The following is a 17239-nucleotide window of genomic DNA, read 5'->3' on the forward strand; positions in this document are numbered from 1 at the left end:
TCCTTTATTGAGATATGTGAATAGAGGATGTTGCTTGTATCTTAAGCTGCTCCCAGCGATCCAAAAGTTCTTGCACGCCTTCCACCGATTGTGGCTCATATAGCCGAGTCGGAAAGGAGCGGGCGATGGTTCGGCCCGCAGCCTTGAGATTCTCAAGAACACCAGAGCTAATTAATTGCACGACAATATTGCCGATGGCCGTAGATTCGGAAGGACCTGCCTGAACCTCAATTCCCAAGAGATCGGCTGTTAGCTGACATAGTAATTCGTTGTTAGCGCCTCCGCCGACAATGTGCAATCTGGTAATCGTTTCGTCTGTTAAACGTTGCAGTTCGTGTAAGGCATCGCGGTAGCTTAAGGCCAGACTGTCAAAAATACAGCGGGCGAGTGAGCCCGGCGTCCTGGGGATGGGCTGGCCTGTTTCTTCACAGAATCGCTGGATTTCAAGGGTCATACTATCCGGGTTTAAGAAGGATGAATGGTTACAGAGGACAAGACTGACAAACGGTGCTTCTGCTGAGGCCAGTTGGGCCAATTCGGCAAAGCTATGTGCACAGCCCCCTTCTCTTCTGACCTCCTGAATCATCCACAATCCCATAATATTTTTCAGAAAACGGTACGTACCGTAAGCGCCCCACTCATTCGTGTAGTTCGCCTGCATGGCTGCCTTCGTATTCAAGGCTTCGGATCGTTCCATTCCCAGTAGTGACCACGTGCCGCTGCTAATATAAGCCCAAGATTCTTCCCGCTGTGACGGAACACCTGCAACGGCCGATGCAGTATCGTGAGTAGGCGCAAGAATGATCTGACAGTCCGGAAGATCGTATTTTTGAACAAGCTCCGGCAAAAGAGAACCCAGAACCCGCCCAGGCTCGGCAAGCTCTGAAAACTGATTGCGCCGCAGTTGGAGCAGGGACAGCAGGTCTTCATCAAACTCTCGGGTGTTCACGTTGAGAAGCTGCATCGTGGACGCATTCGTGATTTCATTGGTCATGATGCCTGTCAGGCGATAGTACAGATAATCAGGGACCATCAATATTTTATCCGCCTGGGCAAGCTGTTCCCGATCATGGACAAACAGTTGATACAGGGTATTAAAGTTTAGTTCCTGAATGCCTGTTTTCTCATACACAGCCTCTCGACTGATGAGCTGGTGCAGCCTGTCGGGTGCGTGGAGGGTACGTGCATCCCGGTAAGCGTATACCTCATGAATGCGGTTACCTTTCTGATCAAGCAGCACGTAATCTACAGCCCATGTATCAATGCCGAGCGTACAGGAATGAATCCCCTTCTGCTTAGCTTTTTGCAAGCCTTGAATAATCTCATTCAATAGTTCCTCGATATTCCAGTAATCGTGCCCGTCCTTTTCGGTAAAGGAGTTGTTGAAACGGTGAAGCTCTTGTAAGTGTAGCTGGTCACCTTGCAGAGTTGTCCCTACGAGCCTACCGCTTGAAGCTCCAATATCAACAGCAAGGTAATTATTCATATCCAATCTCCTTGCATGGATAAAATACGGGCAGCCTGAAAGTCTGCCTTTTGTTTTCTTAACTAACTCCATACTACTTCCGTTTTTCTTTGTAGTCAACAGAAACGGAAGTCTATTTTGTGGTTTTATTTTTGTATTTGAAATAATAATTAAAATTAAGTGTTGTTTTGTATGTATTTTTGTTTTTTAACATCTGTTTTCTACTATATATATACCTTCAACAAAGGTCGATGTGATTTTACGATATTCCAATTGTGGAAGGTTCTCCAAAAGCCGCTGTCTGTATGAAAAATAATCTTGAAACCGTCCGCCAGAGGGTGTAGTATACAAGATATCAATTTCATATGACTCGTATAATATTGGGGATATGGCCCAAAAGTTTCTACCGGATGACCACTGTAATCGTCCGACTATGAGTGATAGCGCATCGGCTTCGGATGAATGCGGGCATTTATTTGTGCGCCAATCCGTCAGGGATTATAACCCCAAGGACAGGCTTCACTTGAGAAACAACTCAAGGGAGCCTGTCCTTTTTTGGTTTTGGCAGGTTTTACTGTTCAGGATTTTGCAAAATCCTCACTATTTTAAAGTACAGAAGGAGCGATACTCGCATAATGAAAGTTTTGGAGGAACGTATTCGTCAAGAAGGACAGATTTTATCTGACACCGTATTAAAGGTAGATTCATTTTTGAATCATCAGGTAGATACAGCATTAGCATTAGAGATTGGTAAGGAGTTTGCACGCCTGTTCGGCAGTGCTCCGATCACCAAGGTGCTTACCATTGAAGCTAGTGGTATTCAATTTGCAATGGCTACTGCTATTGCCTTGGGGGTCCCGTTCATTTATGCGAAGAAAAAGAAGGCCATCACGCTGAATGAGCAGGTATACTTCGCAGAGGTTCATTCGTTCACTCGGCAGGAAACCTATCAGGTGAGTATCTCCCAAAAATATCTCGATGCCAGCGACCATGTGCTGATCGTAGATGATTTTTTGGCAACTGGTGCAGCATTGGTCGGACTTACGGATATTGTAAAGGAAGCAGGAGCGGAGCTGGCCGGGGTTGGCTGTGTGATTGAGAAGAGCTTCCAGGAAGGCCGTGGACTGTTGGAGCAAAGAGGCATCGCCGTACGTTCTCTTGCGCGTATCGCTTCCATGGCACCAGGCGAGGTCCATTTTATAGAGGAAGCTGGCGCAGTAATTGCTCCTGTTAAGGAGAATGTGGGATGTTAAGTAAACAAAAGTTATTCGCACTGGGCTTCCAGCATGTCATGGCGATGTACGCTGGAGCCATTGCTGTACCTCTAATTGTAGGGGGAGCATTGCACCTAACTCCAGCCCAGATGGCTTATTTGGTGGCTGCCGATCTGTTCACTTGCGGGATTGCTACGTTATTACAAATTATGGGCACACGCTTTTTCGGTAGTAGACTGCCTGTCATTTTAGGCTGTACGTTCACGGCAGTAGGGCCTATCATCGCGATTGCTTCGACCTCAAATTTGGCGACAGCGTACGGTGCCATTATTTTGTCTGGTATATTCGTGGTGCTTGCGGCACCGCTGTATGGCAAGCTGCTACGCTTTTTCCCGACGGTCGTTACGGGTTCGGTCGTTACAATTATCGGTCTATCCCTTATTCCGGTGGCGATGAACAATGTAGCAGGGGGCCAGGGCAGTTCGGACTTTGGACAGCCACGCAATTTGCTGCTGGCGTTAGTTACACTACTGGTTATCCTGCTTGTGAATCGGTTGGCAAAAGGCTTTTTGCGCTCGATTTCCGTGCTTATTGGTCTGTTCGCGGGTACGGTGGTTGCTTATGGAATGGGAATGGTGCATTTTGCCCCCGTGGCGGAGGCCTCATGGGTGAGTGTCGCGCAGCCGTTTTATTTTGGTAAGCCAGAGTTTAGCATGATGGCAGTTTGTACGATGATTATCGTCAATATTGTCAGCATGGTCGAGTCTACGGGTGTTTATCTGGCAGTAGGCAAGGCGATTGATCAAAAGGTAGAGCAAAAGCAGATCGTCAATGGACTTCGTTCGGAAGGACTTGCGATTATGCTTGGGGGTATTTTTAACGCGTTTCCTTATACAGCCTTCTCGCAAAATGTGGGTCTGATCTCGCTCACACGCGTCAAATCGCGGAACGTTATTTTTGCTGCGGGCGGTATCATGGTTGTTCTCGGTTTGCTGCCTAAGCTGGCTGCTTTAACGACAGTGATTCCTAACGCTGTGCTGGGCGGGGCGATGATCGTCATGTTTGGCTCGGTCGCTGCATCAGGCATGTCTATTTTGTCAGAAGTGGATCTGCGAAAGGAAAGCAATCTGCTGATCGCAGCATGCAGTATTGCTGTGGGCCTAGGTTCTGCCGTTCTGCCACAAATGTTCGACCAGCTGCCGAGCTTTGCCAAAATGTTGTTGCAAAATGGTATTGTTTCGGGCTCGATTACAGCGATTGTCTTGAACATCGTTTTGACGAGAAAACAAGGGGAATCGGTCAAAAGCGTGACGGTTCAGGAGGTTCCACAGAAGGTTTGATGATTAGAAATAAATAAAGATAGCCGGAGAGAGGACGTATGCCTCTTTTCCGGCTGTTTGGCATGGGGTTATCCAGATAGTAGATCCCCTTGCTGTCTGGGGATATATAGATAAACTGCGGAATGAAATGGGTAGCTCTAATTTGGTGCGTTTCCCAGTTTACTTACTAGAAGAATTTGCTAGAGTAGCGGGCGATATCATGGTATAATTTACCTTATGGATTTTGAATAGTGGTGGATGTTTTCGGACCACGGTGCAGCTTCCCGAAAGGGGGTGAAGCCGATGGTCAACCTTGTGTCGTGCTACGATGTGTTGCGTTGGATGGTTACGTTACTAAGCCTGGCGTTTAGTATTCGTAAACTTTATCGCTGGCTACGTCGAAAATTTCGGAACAAGCGAAAACCCACCGCGTAATTAGGTTGGCCCCTAACGGTGGGTTTCGTTTGCATTGACATTTAGTTATGCAGCGCACCGTGGTGGTGATCCACAGCCTTTCAAGTCCTAAGAGTCTTTGCCGTTGGCGCGGCGAAGACTCTTTTTAGTATACGGACACGGTGGTTTACTCTATACCTAATTTTAACACTTCAATTGCGTGCACGCAATTGGAGGTTATGTCTTGTTTCTACCTTATCGTTCAAATTTAAATTATTGTGCAGCCTTTATTGACAAGCCTGTGACAACAAAATAAGATCGTAATGAAAAGAAATAAAGGAAGAAAACAGGTGTGAGCCGGACAACTCTATGTATGGGGTTTCGTAGAGACGATGTACATAGTTGTTGAGCATGTTCACTTAAAAGGGAAGTTCGGTTGATTCCGACACGGGCCCGCCACTGTATACAGGCATCAGCAGGATACTGCTGGAGCTTTCAGAACAGCCACTGGAATTGTGAAGAACCGGGAAGGCCTGAAAGATACGCCTGGAGTCAGGAGACCTGCCTGTTTTGACATCACTGTCAGACCCACGGGATGCTGGGGAGGTGGTTAGGCGTGCTGCATACGGAATGTCTGAAACCGATCTGATCCCTTCTATGTTTTTGGAGTTGGCTTCGAGGTGAGTTCTGACATTTTATATTGAAGGCATTTCTGACTGCTAATTAAGTGGTCTGGAATGCTTTTTTCGCGTTTTGCGTTAGGTTTATGCGATTTTACAAGATAGAGGGGGATTCATCGAATGATAAGCAATCGTAGCAGGCGTTCATGGTTGATATGTACAGGGGTGATGCTGCTGCTGGCAGTTATGGCTCTTTCGGGATGTGCCAGCAATAGGACGTCGGATAGCTCCGGCAAGGGTGAAAACGCGTCAGCACAACAAACAGCGACAGATAAAAAGCTGGTAATGGCGTATACATGGAAACCGTCAGGCGTTGACCCGCATGGAGATAATAGCTGGGATGTGATGCGATCCGGTGCAGGTGAGACACTGGTACGTTTGAATGAAAAGCTGGAGCCTGTGGCTTGGCTGGCAAAGGAGTGGAAGCAGGATAGCCCTACAGTTTGGACGTTCAGCTTGCAGGATAAAGTCACTTTTCATAATGGAAAAAGTATGGATGCAGCAAGTGTAAAAGCGTCTTTGTTACGCTCTATTGAGAAAAGCCATCTGGCGAAGGATTTACTGAATGTGAAGTCCATTGATGTAAGCGGCCCGCTGGCCTTGAAGATCACGACAAACCAGCCGAATGCGGCGTTGGTGTCTAATCTAGCTGATCCATCGACGATTGTACTGGATGTGGCATCGATGAAAGATGAACAGAGTTACCCAGCGATGACAGGCGCCTTTAAAGTCAAAGCATTCAACAAGGACCAATCGTTGGTCGTAGAGCGTTATGACGGATACTGGGGCGAGAAGGCACGATTGGCTGAAGCGACGATGAAGTTCATTACGGACGGGAATTCGCGCCTGATGGCACTGCAATCCGGTGAGGTGGACGTAGCGACGGATATTCCGGTTGATAACGCAGAGGTACTGAAAAAGAACGACAGGCTACAAGTGCTGTCGGCTCCGTCCTTGCGCACCCATATGATCGTGTACAATATGGAATCGCCAGTATTCAAGGATGCGGCGAACCGTAAGGTGGTGGACAGCCTGATTCCACGCGTATCGATTGTGAGCGCCGTCATGAGGGGCTTCGGTACGGAGGCAAGCAGCCCGTTCCCGAGCATTCTTCCCTTCGGTAAAGTTGAGCGTAAAGCGCTGGACGGAACGGCAGAGCAACTGTTGACGAAGGATGGCTGGCAGAAGGACGCCCAAGGGACATGGACTAAGCAAGGCAAGCCGTTCGAGGTTACGCTGCTGACTTTCCCTCAGCGTCCGGAGCTCTCTGTGATGGCTGAGGTCATCCAAAGCCAATTGCTGAAAGAGGGAATCCAGGTCAAGATTCGCAAGGTGGAAAATATTGACGAGGCGTTGACCAAAAACGATTGGGATTTTGCTATGTACAGTATGCTTACTGCTCATACAGGAGAGCCGCAATATTTTATGGACATGTTTTATTCTTCGAAAAGCGAAGCCAATGTAAGCCGTTATAGTTCCAAACCGCTAGAGAGTATTCTTAACAGCTTGAAGCTGGCGAAGGATACAGCGCAGCGTAATGCTGTGACACTACAAGCGCTGGATATCATCAATACGGATTTGCCACAGTCGTTCATTGTGCATCCTGATAATGTGTTTGGTGTGAAAAAAGGGGTGGAGGGTTTTACACCCCATCCGATCGAGTATTACTACATTACAGCGCAATCCGATATTGCGGAATAACGAGCTGCGTATCCTATGATTCGTTTTATACTGGAACGTGTGGCGCAGCTACTCATTATTGTATTCGTTGTATCCACGCTGACTTTTGTACTGATGCGGCTGGCCCCTGGAGACCCTGCTACCATTTTGCTCACCGCGCATAATATCCCTGCCTCTGAGGAGGCGTTGACGACGCTACGAAAGGAACTGGGCTTAAACGAACCGCTTCATATTCAATATGTGAACTGGCTGCGGGATGTGTTCACAGGGCATTGGGGCACTTCGTATGTATCCAAGGAGTCGGTGCTAGCCGAACTGTGGAACAGACTTCCTGCTACTGTGGAGCTAGCTGCTGCGGGCTTCGCCGTCATGACGGTGCTTACGCTGGGGCTGGGGCTGGCTGCCTCGCTAAAAATCAGCGGTCCACTGGATCGTCTGGGCAGGCTGTTCGCCCTGCTGGGATCGTCGATCCCCTCTTTTTGGTTTGGTTTTCTGTTGATCTATCTATTCTCCGTTCGCTTGGGCTGGCTCCCATCCATGGGAAGGGAGGGCTGGACACATCTAGTGCTCCCAGCGCTGACTCTTGGCGCAGGTTTGGGAGCTGTGCAAGCACGCGTACTGCGCGCTCAAATGCTGGAGCTGGGTGACCGGAATTTTGTGAAAGCAGCGAAGGCTCGAGGCTTTTCACGTTTGCATATCCTGTTTTTTGAGATATTTAGGCATGCGGTTCTGCCTATAATTACACTGCTAGGTACCAATCTATCATTTATGCTGGCAGGTAATGTGATTGTAGAGACCATTTTTTCATGGCCGGGGTTGGGCAAGTATTTTATAGATGCGATTACACAGCGAGATTATCCGGTGATTCAGGGGTATGTTATTTTTGCCGTATTTTTAATTGTAGGAGTTCAGTGTTTGGTGGATGTGGTCCAGACGGCGATAGATCCGAGGCTGCGTTTGCGTTAAGGAGGAAGCTGAAAATGAAAAAGATACGGCTTCCCTTTAAAGGAAGCTTGCTGGCAGGAGGCGTACTGTTTGGTCTGATCGTGCTGCTTGGGTTATTGGCTCCATGGGTCGCTCCTCATGATCCTCTTCAAGTGGATCTTTTGAACCGCCTGGCACCACCTAGTCGGAAATACCCTTTCGGTACGGATCATCTGGGTCGGGATGTGCTGTCACGGCTCATTTACGGGATTCGGATGAGCGTGCTAATCGCATGTGCGATTACTGTAGCTACGTTGTGCTTCAGTCTGCCTATAGGGTTGCTTATTGGTTATGTGCGCGGACGCGTGGACCAGCTGGTTATGCGAGGAATCGACGGGGTACTGGCTTTTCCTGATATTATTTTAACGGTGGCGATTGTCGGTATTTTGGGTCCGGGTTTTGTTAACATGACCCTTGCCATTATTGCGGTACGGTGGGCGGGCTATGTCCGATATATCCGTAGTCTGGTTCAAAAAGCCTGTCAGGAGGACTACGTTCGGTATGCCCGTTTATCCGGCAATTCACACGTACGTATACTGAGCCGTTATGTATTGCCACAAGCGTTGCCGCAATTGTTGGTTTATGCGGTATGGGATATCGGACGCGTGGTGCTGATGATCGCTGGGCTGTCCTTTCTTGGACTGGGGGTACAGCCGCCCAAGCCAGAGTGGGGCGTGATGCTGCATGATGCCACCTCATATTTTCAGGTGGCTCCGCATGTCATGATTTTCCCAGGCTTGGCGATTATGCTATTCGTACTTGCCTGCCAGCTTTTGGGCGACCGCTTTTCGGAAAAGGAGGCGGCCAAATAGTGGAGGATCAAACAGCCCTTGGGGGCAAGGATACGATAGAACAAGTGGCAGGTCGAAAACCGTTGTTACACGTGGAACATTTGGAAATCTGCCGCACAGGCGCAGGAGCAAGCAGAAGTGGGAGCAAACCACTGCTGCGTGATGTGAGCTTTTCCATATATTCAGGGGAGATTGTGGCCCTGACCGGACCGAGCGGATGCGGCAAGAGCCTGACCGCTCACGCAATCGCAGGCATGCTGGAGCCAGGTATCGGTGTTACGCATGGGCGTATCTACTATAACGGGGAAGACATTCTCCCGTTCCAGGAACGGCGCTGGCAAAGGCTGCGCCGAGAGGATATTGCCCTGCTGATTCAACAATCGCTGAGCGGGTTGAATCCGATCCGGACTGTCCGCGCCCAGCTGATGGACACGCTTAGACTGCACGGGCGGCGTTGGATGCCGCAAGACCAGATGGAGCTGGGGCACGCTGATGCTACCCCATCCCACACTGCATCACAGCAAGTCCATCCACTGAGCGTGCTGTCACGGATGCGGCAGGTGCTGAGCCGTGCCTCTGAAATAGCCAGAGGAGGCGCTACTCCAGTGCGGGAGGCCTATTTGCGCTCTCTGCTCTGCAAGGTAGGGTTTGCAGATCCTGAGCATACTTTGTCGTCATATCCTTTTGAACTAAGTGGAGGCATGTGTCAAAGGGTGCTGCTGGCTGCCATGCTAAGCTCCGGTCCTCGCCTCTTTATTGCCGACGAGCCTACTACGGCGCTGGATGTGATCAACCGCGACAAGGTCTTGGCATTGCTGCAACAGTTGAGAGAAGACTTTGATCTCACCATATTGTTGATCTCACATGATCGCCAGGGTATGAGTCGCATAGCAGATCGAGTGTTGGAGATGAGCCCGGAAGGAAGGATGCACCAGTGATGCTGGAATTGAAGAATGTGACCAAAGCATACCCTGTCCGCAAACGGAGAAAAGGTTGGTTCAGCACGCAAGATAGCGAACAGGCCGTGAAGAAGGTGAGTCTGGAGATACGACAAGGAGAATGTCTTGGACTGGTTGGAGAAAGTGGAAGTGGCAAAAGCACGCTGGCACAATGTATTCTGGGGCTGGAGTCGTTGACCTCAGGAGAGATTTGGCTGGATGAACAGCCCATTCACACCGGAAAGATGAAGGATGTTCAGCTGTACAAGCGAATCCAGTTGGTTGCACAGGATTCGTCCTCCTCGCTACATCCCCGTATGACCATTCGAGATATTTTAATGGAGCCAATCCACAACTATTTCCCTGAGCGAAAAGCGCAGGCGCTGGATATTTGTCTGTCTCTATTGGAATCGGTAGGATTAGAGGCTGACAGTCTGGAAAAGTACCCAGCTCAGCTGAGTGGCGGACAAAAGCAGCGGGTATGTATTGCCCGAGCTTTGGCGGTGGAGCCAAATATTATCTTGTTCGATGAATCGATCGCCAATCTGGATACGACAACGCAGTCTTCTGTACTGGACATGCTCAAGAAAATGCAGGTGGAACGTCAGTTGTCCTACCTATTTATCACTCACGATCTCCCATCTACTCGTCAGTTTTGTGACCGCGTTGCCGTCATGGTTCAGGGGGAGATTGTGGAAATATTTAAGGAATGGGATGAAGAATTGTTACAGCATGAGTACACGCGTACTCTGTTTCAAACGTTGGCGAATTAAGCCATAGAATTTAGGATTTTGCAAAATCCTCATTCTACAAATTTAAAAGAAATAAGAGGGTTGCTTGTCGAATAGTGTTGACAAAATTGAGCGTGATACCTATTCTAAATATGATTATGATAATCATTATCACACATATAGAAAAGGGGAAATACATTGATGTCCGTTCGACACCGCAAGACTGCTACCCTTATGTTGGTGACGCTCCTCTTATTATCCGTTGTTTTGGGCTGCGCAAAGCAGGAGAACACACCTGCATCCACCTCTACTGACGGAGCTGCCAATGAAAAGTCGATCACGCTATCGTGGCCGCGTGACATTGGCACGATGAATCCTCATGTATACAATCCTTCCCAACTTTTTGCACAATCCATGGTTTATGAGCCGTTAGTCAGCTACAAGCAAGGAGGCAAGCTGGAACCTGCTTTGGCTGAATCCTGGACTATTTCCAAGGACGGTAAGACATATACGTTTAAGCTGCGCAAAGGTGTAAAATTTTCGGATGGGACACTATTTAATGCGGCTATTGTCAAAAAGAATTTTGACGCTATTATGAAAAATGAGAAAACGCACAGCTGGCTTGGTATAGTAGGCGTTCTCGACAAAACTGAAGCTGTAGATGACAGCACCTTCCGAATGACGCTCAAAGAGCCATACTACCCAGTGCTTCAGGATTTGTCTGTCGTTCGTCCGTTCCGTTTTCTGGGTGAAGCTGGGTTCCCGGATGATGGAGATACGTCCAAAGGAATCAAGAAACCTGTAGGTACAGGACCTTGGATGCTGGATGAATACAAGCAAGATGAGTATGCAACCTTTAAGCGTAATCCGAACTATTGGGGTACTGCACCGAAGGTGGATAAAATTACGGTAAAAATCATTCCCGATGGCGAAACCCGTGTGATGGCCTTTGAAAAAGGCGACCTGGATCTGATTTATGGAGAGGGTGTCATTAGTCTGGATGCCTTCAAACAGCTTCGCGACACGAATCAGTATATTACCACGCTGTCCGAGCCTGTCGGAACAAGAAGTCTGTTGCTCAACTCGTCCAATCCCAAGCTGGCAGACCTTCGGGTACGTCTGGCCCTCCAGCATGGCTTTAACAAGCAGGCAATGGTGGAAGGTGTGACTTCAGGGCTGGAGGAAAAAGCGGATACGGTTTTATCCAAAAACTATCCGTATACGAATGTAAACCTACAGCCTGTTGGCTATGATGTGGAAAAATCCAAAGCGTTGCTGGATGAGGCTGGCTGGAAGCTGCCCGCAGGCGGTACAGTACGGGAAAAAGACGGACAACAGCTGGATTTTGAGCTGATTTTTGATAAAACCGATCCAATCCAAAAGGCGATGGCTGAAACCATTCAGGCTGAATGGGGAGAACTGGGTGTCAAAGTGAACCTGACCGGACTGGAGCTGACGGTTCAAATTAAGCGCCTTAGATCCAACCAGTTTGATCTGTACTTCTGGTATAACTATGGTGCGCCTTATGATCCGCATTCCTTTATTAACGTCATTGCCAAGAAGAGCTTCGGAATTTCCGAGACGCTGAGCGCCCTTCCGATGAAGAAAGATCTGGATCAGCAAGTACACGAGGCGCTCTCATCGACAGATGAAACCAAGCGCCAAGAGCTGTATGCTTCGATTCTGAAGACGCTTCAGGAGCAATCTGCCATTGTGCCTATTTCGTATATTAAGAAAACGGCAGTGTATCAGAAAAAGATTACGAACTTTGTATTCCCGGCCAACCGGGATGAAAATCCGTTTGGTGGGCTTGAAATCGGGAAGTAGTTAAAACCGAAGGGTAACGTTCGTTTACAGGATAGGAGGACAACTCATGATCAGCTATATCGGGAAGCGAATGGTAGCGGTCATTCCTATTGTTCTCTTTGCCACCCTCGTTACCTTTGCACTGATTCATATTTCACCAGTTGATCCGGCCGAGGCCTATTTGACGGCTGCTCATATTTATCCTACCCCAGAGATTCTGGAGCAGAAAAGACATGAATTCGGGCTGGATCAGCCTTTGCTGACGCAGTATATGCATACACTTCAAAGAATTAGTCAATTGGACTTTGGTACTTCGTATCTGACCAACAAGCCGGTGTGGGATGAGGTCAAAGTTCGGCTGCCCGCCACTTTTGAATTGGCTGTGAGCAGTATGGTGCTATCTATTCTAGTGAGTATCCCGTTGGGCGTGCTAGCGGCGATGCGTAAAAATGGCTGGATCGACATGCTTAGTCGAGGAATTTCATATTTTGGGGCGTCTATTCCCCAGTTCTGGCTGGGATATTTGTTAATCTTCTTTTTCTCTGTCCGATTGGATTGGCTCCCTGTAGAGGGGCGAGGAACGTGGCAGCATCTGGTGCTGCCCACGTTAACCCTGTCGCTGGTTCTGATTGCTTTATATACGCGCCTGCTGCGTTCCAGTGTGTTGGAGCAGCTTCAGGAAACGTATGTGCAGTATGCCAGAACTAGAGGAATCCGTGAGCGGGTGATCATGCTCAAGCATGTACTGAAAATTGCCATTGCTCCACTGATTACAAGTATGGGTATGAACCTGGGTAAACTTTTGACCGGAACGATTATTGTGGAGCAGGTGTTTTCATGGCCCGGGTTTGGCCGTTATTTTGTGGAGGCGATTTTTAACCGGGATATTCCCGTCATACAATGCTATGTGTTTTTGGCGGCATGCCTGTTCATCGTATGCAATTTGCTCGTTGATCTGGTGCATTTGTATATGGACCCCCGAATTTCATCGAAGGGACGAGCAGAGCAGTGATGATAAGATTGCGTACAATGTTCAAAGGTCAAAAGGTAATCGTGGTCTGCTCTGTCGTACTGGCTGCTCTTTTTATTATTATGGCGCTAGCTCCTTGGCTGGCTCCCCATGATCCGGTTAAAGTCAGTTTACTGCACAAGCTGGAGGGACCTTCCAAAGAGTACTGGCTGGGAACCGATCATTTGGGTCGGTGCAATTTATCCCGGTTGCTGTATGGCGCACGGATTTCGCTAGGCTTTGCAACCTTAATTTTCCTGTCCTCGCTTAGCATCGGCGTTGTGGTCGGGTCGCTTGCGGGTTATGTGGGCGGCTGGGTCGATAGTGTGCTGATGCGGTTTTGCGAAGGTATTATGGCGTTTCCGAATTTGGTGCTTGTGCTGGGCATTGTCGGTATTTTTGGACCGGGCCTCATGCAGGTGCTGCTTGCATTAATGATGGTGCAGTGGGTGTATTATGCCAGAATGTGCCGCAATATGGTCGTCAGTCTGAAAGAACGGAATTTTATAGCTGCCGCAAGGATCAGCGGGTCCTCCTCAGGAGCCATTATCCGGCGGCATATTATTCCGAATGTGCTGCGGCCGATTGTGGTCATTGGTACGCTGGAAATGGGCTGGGCGATCATGGATATTTCCGCGTTGTCGTTCCTCGGTTTGGGCATCCAACCGCCGACTCCCGAATGGGGAGCGATGATTCATGAGGGAACGGGATACATCCGCAGCCATCCGGAATTAATGATCTATCCGGGGGTCATGATTCTGGTGGTGGTGATGGCCTTCAATATATTGGGGGAGGCGCTGTCCGACCGATACGGAATTGCCAAACGTCAGTAAAACAGGAGTGAGTTACAACGATGGACGACAGGGCGAAGGTGCTGGAGGTCAGCGACTTACAGGTGAAGCTCAGAACCGATGCAGGGACGGTGTCTCTGCTGGAGCCAACTCATTTTGAGCTGAGAAGGGGACAAGTTCTGGGTCTTGTCGGCGAGAGTGGAAGCGGCAAAACGGTGACTTGTAAAGCGTTGCTCCAATTACTGGATCGCCAGACGATGGACGTGGAAGGAAGTGTCCGTCTGAACGGGCGTGAGCTTAACGGAATGGCGGCTGAGGAGATGCGCCGTATTCGGGGCAAGGAAATCGCGTTTATTATGCAAAATCCGATGAGCGCCTTTACGCCAGTGTATACGATCGGAGCTCAGTTTATGGAAACGGTCCGCACGCACACCGGATTAACTAAACGACAGGCCCGTGATCTTGCCATAACGGCTCTGGAGAATATGAATTTGCCCGATCCAGCCAAGCTGATGAAGCGTTATTCGTTTCAGTTGAGTGGCGGGATGCTGCAACGAGTCATGATCGCCATTTCCATGTGCCTGCGGCCAGCAGTGGTTATTGCCGATGAACCAACGACGGCGCTTGATGTGGTCAATCAGCTACAGGTGCTAAGAGAGCTGGATCGCTTGCGTACGGAATACAATACGTCCATTTTGCTGATCTCGCATGATCTGGGCGTCATTTCCCAATTGGCGGATGAAGTGGCTGTCATGCAGCAGGGTCGTATTGTTGAGCAGGCTGAGGTCCATCAGTTGTTCAATCACCCGCAGGATGAATATACGAAAATGCTGCTGCATGTCAGACCCAAGTTGTCCCTTCGGGGCATGAATCAGGTAGGTGGTTAGTCGCCTGTTCGACGGTCACACTTTCAAAAGGGGAGCGAATGCGCATGCTACAAGTGAAGGAAGTAACCCATAGCTATGGAAGGCGCAAATGGCAGGGCCGCTCTGAACCACGTCCCCCTGTGTTGGCTAACGTTTCGCTTACTATAGAGAGTGGATTTTGCCTGGGCTTACTTGGAACCAGTGGAGCTGGTAAAAGCACGCTGGGCAAGATTATTCTAGGGCTGGAGAAGCCGCAGGAGGGTCAGGTTCTGTTCCAGGGACAGGACATTTATAATGCGAGTCCCCAGGTCCTCAGGGGACTGCGACGGGATATGCAAGTCGTATTTCAGGACTGCCACTCTGCTGTAAACCCCCGAATGACCGCTGGGCAGATTATTGGGGAGCCTTTGGACAATTACGAACGGTTATCGGCGCAGGAACAAAAAAGAACAGTCGAAAGCCTACTGGAACGGGTTGGCCTCAAGCCAGAGGATCGGATTAAATATCCGCATCAGTTCAGTGGCGGACAATTGCAGCGGATCAACATTGCACGGGCGATTGCGCTTAAACCAAAGCTGATCGTGCTGGATGAGTCCGTCAGCAGTCTGGATATGGCTCACCAGATGCACATTTTAACCCTGCTGGGAGAACTGAAATCTTCGTTTGGATTGTCATATCTGTTCATCACGCATGATATTCGGGCGGCATACGCCGTCTGCGATGGCATTGCTGTGATGGAGCACGGGAGATTGATCGAGCGCTGTGATGAGAAGGATCAGATTTTGGACTCTGCTCATCCCGCTGTACGACGGTTGATCTCGTCCATTTTGCCAGAGCATCCAGCAGAACGTTTTCCGCTTCATGGATAACAGTGGACCCGCAAGGGTCCTTTTTTTGTGCAACATATAGCTAAATAATCAATATGAAATTTACTTGTTGTATTATTTGAATAACCCGTTATAATATAAAATCATAGTAAATTACTTGGATATTAAAAAGGGGATGTCATAATATGAAGAAATCTGCTTTGGTAGCAGCGATTGGCCTATCTCTTGTGTTATTAACGGGTGCTTTGAGTGGATGTTCCTCGAAGGATGTGGCATCGGGGGACAAGGTGATCTATGTAGGCACACAAAATGACTACCCACCGTTTGCCTTTACGAATGATAAAAACGAGCTGACTGGATACGATGTGGAAGTAGTCAAGGAGATCGACAAGAAGCTGGACGGCTATAAGATTGAATTTGTACCTTCGGGCTGGGATGCGATATTCCTTGCACTGGATTCGAATAAAGTTCAGATGATCGCAGATGAAGTTGCCAAAAATCCTGAACGTGAGAAGAAGTATTTGTTCTCGGATGAGTCTTATTTCTCGGCTCAGTCGGTTATTATTGTGAAAAAGGGTAGAATGGATATTCATTCCCTCAAGGATTTGGAAGGCAAGAAGGTAGCAGCCTCGGTAGGCGACTCCTACACACAGTTGCTGGAACAGTATAATGCGAAGAACGGGAATAAAATTATTTTGAAATACAATGATACAGGCACTTCGTCCGATAACCTTCAAGACGTGCAAAATGGCCGAGTGGACGCTTATGTGAATGATCCGGTTATGGCGGCGGCAACGATCAAGAAGGAAGGTTTGCAGGTGGAAGCTGTGGGCGAGCCGGTGCAAAGTGATAACATCAACCTGGTGTTTAAAAAGGATAAGCAGGGCGAAGAGCTGAAAGCTAAAATCGACCCGATCATTAAAGAGCTGAAAACGGACGGAACACTGAAAAAATTGTCTGAACAGTGGACAGGTGGAGAATTTATTCCTCAGTAATAACAATGTAAAGGGTAAAGTGGGGTTCCTATGGAAAAGCTGTTTGATCTTGATTATATGTTGAAAAGCCTTCCCCAGATCGTCGAGTATCTCCCCGTGACCTTATGGATTGCGTTTGTGTCCATGCTGCTGGGTGGGATCATCGGGTTAGCTACGGCTTTAATCCGGATATACAAGGTGCCTGTCTTGGCGCCATTGTCTACGTTGTATGTCTCGTACATTCGGGGAACACCGCTCATTGTGCAGCTGTTTCTCGTATATTACGGAATACCCAAGTTTCTGTATTATTTCCAGAGCGAATATGGATTCTTACAGCAATTCAATGTCTATGTCATTCCGCCCGAGCTGTTTGCGTTGCTCTCATTTTCATTGAACCTCGGGGGATATTTGTCGGAGACGTTCCGGGCGGCGATTCATTCCGTCGACCGGGGACAATTTGAGGCTGCCAATTCCATTGGTATGAGCCAAACACAGATTATGCTCAAAATTGTACTGCCACAAGCGCTAACGGTGGCTTTACCCAATTTGGGAAACACGCTGATTAGTACGGTGAAGGATACGTCTTTTATTTTTATGATCGGTGTCGTCGATATGATGGGACAGGCTAAAATTATGGGCGCGCGGGCGCTGGCCTTTTTTGAGGTATATGTTGCGGTGTCTCTGATTTACTGGTTGGTATGTATTATTATTGAGCGCGGGCTTGTCGTGCTGGAGAAGCGTATTCGAATTTACGAAAGAAGTGAGTAAGGG

General features: G+C 48.6%; 15 protein-coding genes and 2 riboswitches. Of the genes, 14 read left to right on the plus strand and 1 reads right to left on the minus strand.

Annotated features, from left to right (window positions below):
• Positions 1-4 precede the first annotated feature (4 nt).
• A complete protein-coding gene (gene rhaB / locus JOD82_RS03250; RefSeq protein WP_209947560.1) occupies positions 5-1486 on the minus strand; it encodes a rhamnulokinase in 1482 nt (493 codons plus the stop codon).
• A 329-nt stretch (positions 1487-1815) separates the two neighbouring features.
• Positions 1816-1919, plus strand: a riboswitch (purine riboswitch).
• A 181-nt stretch (positions 1920-2100) separates the two neighbouring features.
• Here rhaB and JOD82_RS03255 point away from each other — a divergent pair.
• The 14 genes from JOD82_RS03255 to JOD82_RS03320 all read left to right on the plus strand — a co-directional run bounded on the left by JOD82_RS03255 (position 2101) and on the right by JOD82_RS03320 (position 17236).
• A complete protein-coding gene (locus JOD82_RS03255) occupies positions 2101-2718 on the plus strand; it encodes a xanthine phosphoribosyltransferase (RefSeq protein WP_209947562.1) in 618 nt (205 codons plus the stop codon).
• The gene (locus tag JOD82_RS03260; protein ID WP_209947563.1) at positions 2712-4019 is read left to right on the plus strand and encodes a nucleobase:cation symporter-2 family protein; all 1308 of its coding nucleotides are present in this window, start codon (positions 2712-2714) and stop codon (positions 4017-4019) included. Before JOD82_RS03255 ends, JOD82_RS03260 begins: the two co-directional genes overlap by 7 nt.
• A 757-nt stretch (positions 4020-4776) precedes the next feature.
• A riboswitch (cobalamin riboswitch) is annotated at positions 4777-4974 on the plus strand.
• Between the two features lie 217 nt (positions 4975-5191).
• Positions 5192-6772, plus strand: coding sequence for an ABC transporter substrate-binding protein (locus JOD82_RS03265; protein WP_209947565.1), 1581 nt, complete (start codon positions 5192-5194; stop codon positions 6770-6772).
• A gap of 15 nt (positions 6773-6787) precedes the next feature.
• Positions 6788-7717, plus strand: coding sequence for a nickel ABC transporter permease (nikB, locus tag JOD82_RS03270; RefSeq protein WP_209947567.1), 930 nt, complete (start codon positions 6788-6790; stop codon positions 7715-7717).
• Positions 7718-7731: 14 nt separating this feature from the next.
• Positions 7732-8547 carry an ABC transporter permease gene (locus JOD82_RS03275; RefSeq protein ID WP_209947569.1) on the plus strand — a complete coding sequence of 272 codons (816 nt, stop codon included), beginning with the start codon at positions 7732-7734 and terminating at the stop codon, positions 8545-8547.
• Positions 8547-9464 (plus strand): ATP-binding cassette domain-containing protein, encoded by a 918-nt coding sequence (locus JOD82_RS03280; protein ID WP_209947572.1) that lies wholly within the window; start codon positions 8547-8549, stop codon positions 9462-9464. Before JOD82_RS03275 ends, JOD82_RS03280 begins: the two co-directional genes overlap by 1 nt.
• Positions 9461-10237 (plus strand): ABC transporter ATP-binding protein, encoded by a 777-nt coding sequence (locus JOD82_RS03285; protein ID WP_209947575.1) that lies wholly within the window; start codon positions 9461-9463, stop codon positions 10235-10237. Before JOD82_RS03280 ends, JOD82_RS03285 begins: the two co-directional genes overlap by 4 nt.
• A gap of 159 nt (positions 10238-10396) precedes the next feature.
• A complete protein-coding gene (nikA, locus tag JOD82_RS03290) occupies positions 10397-12022 on the plus strand; it encodes a nickel ABC transporter substrate-binding protein (protein WP_209947577.1) in 1626 nt (541 codons plus the stop codon).
• 46 nt (positions 12023-12068) lie between these two features.
• Positions 12069-13013, plus strand: coding sequence for a nickel ABC transporter permease subunit NikB (gene nikB, locus JOD82_RS03295; protein ID WP_209947580.1), 945 nt, complete (start codon positions 12069-12071; stop codon positions 13011-13013).
• A complete protein-coding gene (nikC, locus tag JOD82_RS03300) occupies positions 13013-13843 on the plus strand; it encodes a nickel ABC transporter permease subunit NikC (RefSeq protein ID WP_080658671.1) in 831 nt (276 codons plus the stop codon). Before nikB (JOD82_RS03295) ends, nikC begins: the two co-directional genes overlap by 1 nt.
• 20 nt (positions 13844-13863) lie before the next feature.
• Positions 13864-14688: an ABC transporter ATP-binding protein gene (locus JOD82_RS03305; RefSeq protein ID WP_209947582.1), complete on the plus strand. Its 825-nt coding sequence runs from the start codon at positions 13864-13866 to the stop codon at positions 14686-14688.
• 38 nt (positions 14689-14726) lie between these two features.
• On the plus strand, positions 14727-15536 hold the full coding sequence (nikE, locus tag JOD82_RS03310) for a nickel import ATP-binding protein NikE (protein WP_209947584.1): 810 nt from the start codon (positions 14727-14729) through the stop codon (positions 15534-15536).
• Positions 15537-15679: 143 nt separating this feature from the next.
• Entirely contained in the window at positions 15680-16489 is an 810-nt protein-coding gene (locus tag JOD82_RS03315) for a transporter substrate-binding domain-containing protein (protein WP_209947586.1), read from the plus strand.
• Between the two features lie 30 nt (positions 16490-16519).
• The gene (locus tag JOD82_RS03320; RefSeq protein WP_013312615.1) at positions 16520-17236 is read left to right on the plus strand and encodes an amino acid ABC transporter permease; all 717 of its coding nucleotides are present in this window, start codon (positions 16520-16522) and stop codon (positions 17234-17236) included.
• Positions 17237-17239 lie beyond the last annotated feature (3 nt).

Origin of the sequence: Paenibacillus sp. 1182, assembly GCF_017833915.1 — a bacterium.
Classification (GTDB): domain Bacteria; phylum Bacillota; class Bacilli; order Paenibacillales; family Paenibacillaceae; genus Paenibacillus; species Paenibacillus polymyxa_D.

Excerpts from the sequence above, each read along its gene's own strand:
- JOD82_RS03265 (WP_209947565.1), top strand. The coding sequence starts at position 5,192 with ATGATAAGCAATCGTAGCAGGCGTTCATGGTTGATATGTACAGGGGTG.
- nikB (WP_209947567.1), top strand. The coding sequence starts at position 6,788 with ATGATTCGTTTTATACTGGAACGTGTGGCGCAGCTACTCATTATTGTA.
- JOD82_RS03305 (WP_209947582.1), top strand. The coding sequence starts at position 13,864 with ATGGACGACAGGGCGAAGGTGCTGGAGGTCAGCGACTTACAGGTGAAG.
- rhaB (WP_209947560.1), bottom strand. The coding sequence starts at position 1,486 with ATGAATAATTACCTTGCTGTTGATATTGGAGCTTCAAGCGGTAGGCTC.
- nikC (WP_080658671.1), top strand. The coding sequence starts at position 13,013 with ATGATAAGATTGCGTACAATGTTCAAAGGTCAAAAGGTAATCGTGGTC.
- nikB (WP_209947580.1), top strand. The coding sequence starts at position 12,069 with ATGATCAGCTATATCGGGAAGCGAATGGTAGCGGTCATTCCTATTGTT.
- JOD82_RS03320 (WP_013312615.1), top strand. The coding sequence starts at position 16,520 with ATGGAAAAGCTGTTTGATCTTGATTATATGTTGAAAAGCCTTCCCCAG.
- JOD82_RS03260 (WP_209947563.1), top strand. The coding sequence starts at position 2,712 with ATGTTAAGTAAACAAAAGTTATTCGCACTGGGCTTCCAGCATGTCATG.
- JOD82_RS03255 (WP_209947562.1), top strand. The coding sequence starts at position 2,101 with ATGAAAGTTTTGGAGGAACGTATTCGTCAAGAAGGACAGATTTTATCT.
- JOD82_RS03315 (WP_209947586.1), top strand. The coding sequence starts at position 15,680 with ATGAAGAAATCTGCTTTGGTAGCAGCGATTGGCCTATCTCTTGTGTTA.
- nikA (WP_209947577.1), top strand. The coding sequence starts at position 10,397 with ATGTCCGTTCGACACCGCAAGACTGCTACCCTTATGTTGGTGACGCTC.
- nikE (WP_209947584.1), top strand. The coding sequence starts at position 14,727 with ATGCGCATGCTACAAGTGAAGGAAGTAACCCATAGCTATGGAAGGCGC.
- JOD82_RS03275 (WP_209947569.1), top strand. The coding sequence starts at position 7,732 with ATGAAAAAGATACGGCTTCCCTTTAAAGGAAGCTTGCTGGCAGGAGGC.